This is a genomic window from Polaribacter sp. (genome assembly GCF_965656025.1).
Taxonomy (GTDB): domain Bacteria; phylum Bacteroidota; class Bacteroidia; order Flavobacteriales; family Flavobacteriaceae; genus Polaribacter.
On sequence record NZ_CBFHJT010000025.1, the window covers coordinates 9,754 to 14,499 of the forward strand.

6 protein-coding genes are annotated in these 4,746 nt (G+C 29.9%); 5 read left to right on the forward strand and 1 reads right to left on the reverse strand.

Annotated elements, in window-relative coordinates; all coding sequences use genetic code 11:
- Both ACTG3S_RS06550 and serS read left to right on the forward strand, forming a co-directional pair.
- Positions 1–243, forward strand: a 243-nt coding sequence (locus ACTG3S_RS06550) for a riboflavin kinase (RefSeq protein WP_439128562.1), incomplete at its 5' end; no start/stop codon positions are given.
- A gap of 66 nt (positions 244–309) precedes the next feature.
- A complete protein-coding gene (serS, locus tag ACTG3S_RS06555) occupies positions 310–1,584 on the forward strand; it encodes a serine--tRNA ligase (RefSeq protein ID WP_439128563.1) in 1,275 nt (424 codons plus the stop codon).
- 71 nt (positions 1,585–1,655) lie between these two features.
- Here the strand turns inward: serS and ACTG3S_RS06560 are convergent, their stop codons facing one another.
- Entirely contained in the window at positions 1,656–1,799 is a 144-nt protein-coding gene (locus tag ACTG3S_RS06560; protein ID WP_439128564.1) for a hypothetical protein, read from the reverse strand.
- A 125-nt stretch (positions 1,800–1,924) separates the two neighbouring features.
- On the opposite strand from ACTG3S_RS06560, the gene ACTG3S_RS06565 reads away from it, so the two are divergent.
- From ACTG3S_RS06565 to ACTG3S_RS06575, 3 genes are read left to right on the forward strand one after another with little or no spacing between them, the layout of a single operon-like run.
- Positions 1,925–3,733: a tetratricopeptide repeat protein gene (locus ACTG3S_RS06565; RefSeq protein ID WP_439128565.1), complete on the forward strand. Its 1,809-nt coding sequence runs from the start codon at positions 1,925–1,927 to the stop codon at positions 3,731–3,733.
- Positions 3,733–4,269, forward strand: coding sequence for a hypothetical protein (locus ACTG3S_RS06570; RefSeq protein WP_439128566.1), 537 nt, complete (start codon positions 3,733–3,735; stop codon positions 4,267–4,269). The genes ACTG3S_RS06565 and ACTG3S_RS06570 overlap by 1 nt, the downstream gene beginning before the upstream one ends.
- A 36-nt stretch (positions 4,270–4,305) precedes the next feature.
- Entirely contained in the window at positions 4,306–4,635 is a 330-nt protein-coding gene (locus tag ACTG3S_RS06575; protein ID WP_439128567.1) for a DUF4286 family protein, read from the forward strand.
- Positions 4,636–4,746: the final 111 nt, after the last annotated feature.

The window sequence follows — 4,746 nt, forward strand, 5'->3', positions numbered from 1 at the left end:
ATAGAAAAAAACACCGTTTTTGGCATGATGAATATTGGAAATAGACCTACTGTAGATGGCAATTACCAAACCATAGAAGTGCATTTTTTTGATTTTAATCAAGATTTATACGGAAAAAAATTAACCATAGAATTGCTGTATTTTTTAAGAAACGAAGAAAAATTTGCATCCATAGATGCCTTAATTCATCAACTTAAAGAAGACGAAAAAACTGCAAAAAACTATATTTTAAACAACTTATAAATTTTAGTTGATTAAAGGTTTTTTTATAGCACAAATTATATATTTGCATTCTTAAATTCTTACGAGATGTTACAAGTACAATTTATTAGAGAAAACAAAGAAACTGTTTTAGCGGGTTTGGCAAAACGTAATTTTGCAGATGCAGAAAAGATGTTAGAACAAGTTTTAAATGTCGATGAAAATAGAAGGGCAACACAGGTTGCTTTAGATACAGTTTTATCAGAATCTAATACAATTTCTAAACAAATCGGTGGTCTTTTTAAATCTGGAGAGGTACAAAAAGCGAACATTTTAAAAGAAAAAACAAGTCAGTTAAAAGAGCAATCTAAAGAGTTAACAGAAAAGTTAGCAGGTTTTTCTGATGAGTTACAGCAATTGCTTTATCAAATACCTAATGTACCACATGCTTCTGTAAAAGCAGGAAGCTCGGAAGAAGATAATGAAGAAGTTTTTAAAGAAGGGACTATACCAGATTTAGGTGAGAATGCATTGCCTCATTGGGAGTTGGCAAAAAAATACGACATCATAGATTTCGAGTTAGGAAACAAAATAACAGGTGCTGGTTTTCCTGTGTATAAAGGCAAGGGTGCAAGGTTGCAACGTGCTTTAATTAACTATTTTTTAGATAAAAATATAGCTGCTGGTTATAAAGAATACCAAGTACCACATTTAGTAAATACAGCATCTGCCACTGCTACTGGACAATTACCAGATAAAGATGGACAAATGTATCATGCAACCGAAGACGATTTGTTTTTAATACCCACAGCAGAAGTGCCAATTACCAATATGTTTCGTGGGAATTTAGTTCAAGAAAGCGATTTTCCGATAACTGCAACTGGCTACACACCTTGTTTTAGACGTGAAGCTGGTAGTTATGGTGCACATGTTAGAGGTTTAAACAGGTTGCATCAATTTGATAAAGTAGAAATTGTAAGAATTGAGCATCCAGAAAAATCATACCATGCCTTAAATGATATGGTAGAACATATTAAAAATATTTTAAGAGAATTAAAATTACCATACAGAATTTTGCGTTTGTGTGGTGGAGATACTGGTTTTACAGCTGCGTTAACATTCGATTTTGAATTGTTTTCTACAGCACAAGACAGATGGTTAGAAATTAGTTCTGCCTCTAATTTTGAAACTTTTCAGGCAAACCGATTAAAATTACGTTTTAAAAATAAAGACGGTAAAAGTGAATTGGCACACACCTTAAATGGTAGTTCTTTGGCTTTACCTCGTGTGTTAGCAGGTATTTTAGAGAATTACCAAACTGAAGATGGAATTAAAATTCCTGATGTTTTGGTACCTTATTGTGGTTTCTCTACTATTGAGTAAGCAGTAAAACAGTAGCAGCTTGCAGTCAGTTTCTGACTAAATACTGAAGACTGGCAACTGAATACTAATAATTAGTTCGCAACCACTGCAACCATTAACCTTTTGTATTTATTCATTTCTACTAAGGCATTTAAGTAAGCAGATATTTGTCCGTTTTTCATAAACTCTATAGAGTTCTTTTTTGCAATTTCGTATTGTTTAGAAAATGTGTTCATAACATTAAAATTTGATTGGTTATTTATCTTATAGACAACTTTTGTGCCAAATTGTTACAAAAAGAAAGTAAAATAGGTTTGGTTTAATAAAAAATTAACATTTAGGTTGATTATATTTGAAAACAATGAAAAAATTAATTTTCCTTTTTTTAGTTACACTTAGTGGCTTTGTGAACGCTCAACAAAACAAAGCTCAGAATGATTATTTGCTTGCAGAAAATTATTATAGAGAAGGTGCTTATGAAAAAGCAACACAGATCTACAAAAAATTGTATGACTCGAGTCCATTTAACACTACTTATTTAGGACGATTGATAAGCTGTTATCAAGAAACTGAACAGTTTTCAAAGGCAGAAACGCTGTTAAAAAACAGAATAAAAGCAAACAAGAGTCAAATATATTTGTATGTGTATTTGGGCTCTAATTTCGAAAAACAAGGAGCCAAAGTAAAAGCATCAGAAAATTACAATCTTGCCATAAAAGGATTAGAAAAAACACCTTCTTATGGAGGATTGATTGGGCGTTTGTTTAAAGATTATAATCAGTTAGACAATGCAATTTTAGCGTATCAAAAGGCTATGGAAGCCAACAAAAATGCCAACTATAGTTTTCAAATAGCACAGATTTACGGAGAAAAAGGTGAGTTTAAACAAATGTTTGAGGCTTACATAGATATGGTAGATAAAAACGAGCAATATTTTAGCCTCGTACAAAGATATACCAGCAAATACATAACAGACGATTCTGAAAATGAAAGTAATATTCTTTTTAGAAAAACACTTTTAAGAAAATCATTAAGTAAGCCAAAAGATGTTTGGAATATCCTGCTAAGTTGGTTGTTTACGCAACAAAAAGACTACACAAAAGCTTTGTTGCAAGAAAAGGCATTGTACCAAAGAAAACCCTCGAGTTTAACCTCTATTTTTACATTGGGTAAAATTGCTTTTGAGAACCAAGCTTACAATGCATCAAAAGAATGTTTTACCTATATTGTAGAAAAATCAACTACAAAAAGTGAAGTAATAAACGCCAACTTATACCTTGCCAAAATTGCGGTTGTTACTAATAACCCCGAAACAGAGGTGTTTTTTAAAAGCCTTTTCGAAACTTTTGGTAAAAACACCTTAACCATAAAGTTGCAAGTAGAATATGCAGATTATTTAACCTTTTCTAAAAACGAACCTACTCAAGCAAATGCTGTTTTAGAAGAAGCGCTTACGTATGCAAATTCTAAATTTGACAAAGCAAGAATTAAATTAAAATTAGGTGATGTTTTAGTCTTTACAAGTAAGTTTAACAAAGCATTAATTTATTTTTCGCAAATACAAACGCAGTTAAAAAACCATCAACTTGGGCAAGAAGCACGTTTTAAAGTAGCGCAAACAAGCTATTTTAAAGGAGATTTTGATTGGGCAAAAGCACAGTTAAAAGTACTAAAAGGCTCTACAACACAGCTTATTGCCAATGATGCTGTAAATTTATTTTTAAAAATTTCCGACAACGAACCTGTAGACTCCATTCCTTCTGGTTTAAAACAATTGGCAAGAGCAGAACTGTTAGCTTTTCAAAATAAAGACGATGCAGCTTTGGCAGAATTAAACAGTTTAATTACATCGAAAGATATTTTAATTAACGGATTAATACCAGGTGAGGTAATTTATGATGATGTGTATTTTTTTAGAGCAAAATTACTTATCAAACAAAAAAAATATGAAGATGCCATTTTAGATTTAGCCAAAATTGTGGATGCTGACAATCAAGGTTTTTTAACAGATGATGTTTATTTTATGATGGCAGAAATTTACAAGAATCATTTAAATGATACAGAAAAAGCGAAAGAATATTATCAAAAAATAATATTTGAGCAACCTTCTAGTATTTTTTTAGTAGATGCTAGAAAAAACTTTAGAAAACTTAGGGGAGATAATTTGTGATGAAAAAAAAATACACTTATTTTTTAATTTTTGTCATTCCTTTTTTTGTTTTTTGGAATGTAAACTGGGTAAATAAAATTGAACAAAAAGTAAAGAGTTTTCAAAGAAAAGCTGTTCAAATATCTGTAAAAAATGTATTTATTTCAAACATAAATTCAGAAATTAAAGTTTTTAAAAACGATAACAAAAAAAAGCTTCAGGTTACGTATTATGTTGAAAAATATATGGACGTAAAGCAAGAGTTTTTTAAAGATGATAGATACATGTTTGCAAATATTGAAAAAGGAATTACTCCTCTACTTTACAAGAGAAAAAGAAAATCAACAGAACCCTATGGACAAATTTTTGAAAAAATAGTTTACTTTAAAAACAAAAATATTGGAATTGAAAAATATAGAGAATTACCTGTATACGGCAATGAAGATTATCAAAGTTTAAAATTAGAATTATTAAAAAAAGACTTTAGCATAAAAAATATTGGTTTAAAAGAATATTTACAGATAGAAGACAAATACAAGGAAATTGATAAAAGATAACCTTTCAAAAAAAAGTAATAAAAACAAAACTTAAAAATGTACATATACAACGTAACCATAAATATAGATGAAACCGTGCACAATGAGTGGTTAATTTGGATAGAATCTCATATCACGGAAGTACTAAACACAGGTAAATTTACCAAAGCAAAACTTACAGAAGTTTTGGTAGAAGAAGAAATGGGTGGCAAAACATACTCTATTCAATACACTGCAAACACCAAAGAAGATTTAGAAGATTATTACAGAGAAGATGCAGATAATTTACGTTTAGAAGGTTTAAAAAAGTTTGCTGACAAAATGCTGGCTTTTAGAACCGAATTAAGAATTGTAAAAGAGTTTTATCCTACAAGTGCAAATAATTAAAACAACTCTAAAGTCTCACAAAATAATCTTTTAAATTCATGCTAAAATTTTTTAGAAAAATTAGAAAAAATTCGGTTTTAAAAAATAAAGTATCTAAATATTTACTCTACG

Bases quoted from the DNA above. Each gene is read 5' to 3' on its own strand.
- serS (WP_439128563.1), top strand. From the start codon at position 310: ATGTTACAAGTACAATTTATTAGAGAAAACAAAGAAACTGTTTTAGCG.
- ACTG3S_RS06560 (WP_439128564.1), bottom strand. From the start codon at position 1,799: ATGAACACATTTTCTAAACAATACGAAATTGCAAAAAAGAACTCTATA.
- ACTG3S_RS06565 (WP_439128565.1), top strand. From the start codon at position 1,925: ATGAAAAAATTAATTTTCCTTTTTTTAGTTACACTTAGTGGCTTTGTG.
- ACTG3S_RS06570 (WP_439128566.1), top strand. From the start codon at position 3,733: ATGAAAAAAAAATACACTTATTTTTTAATTTTTGTCATTCCTTTTTTT.
- ACTG3S_RS06575 (WP_439128567.1), top strand. From the start codon at position 4,306: ATGTACATATACAACGTAACCATAAATATAGATGAAACCGTGCACAAT.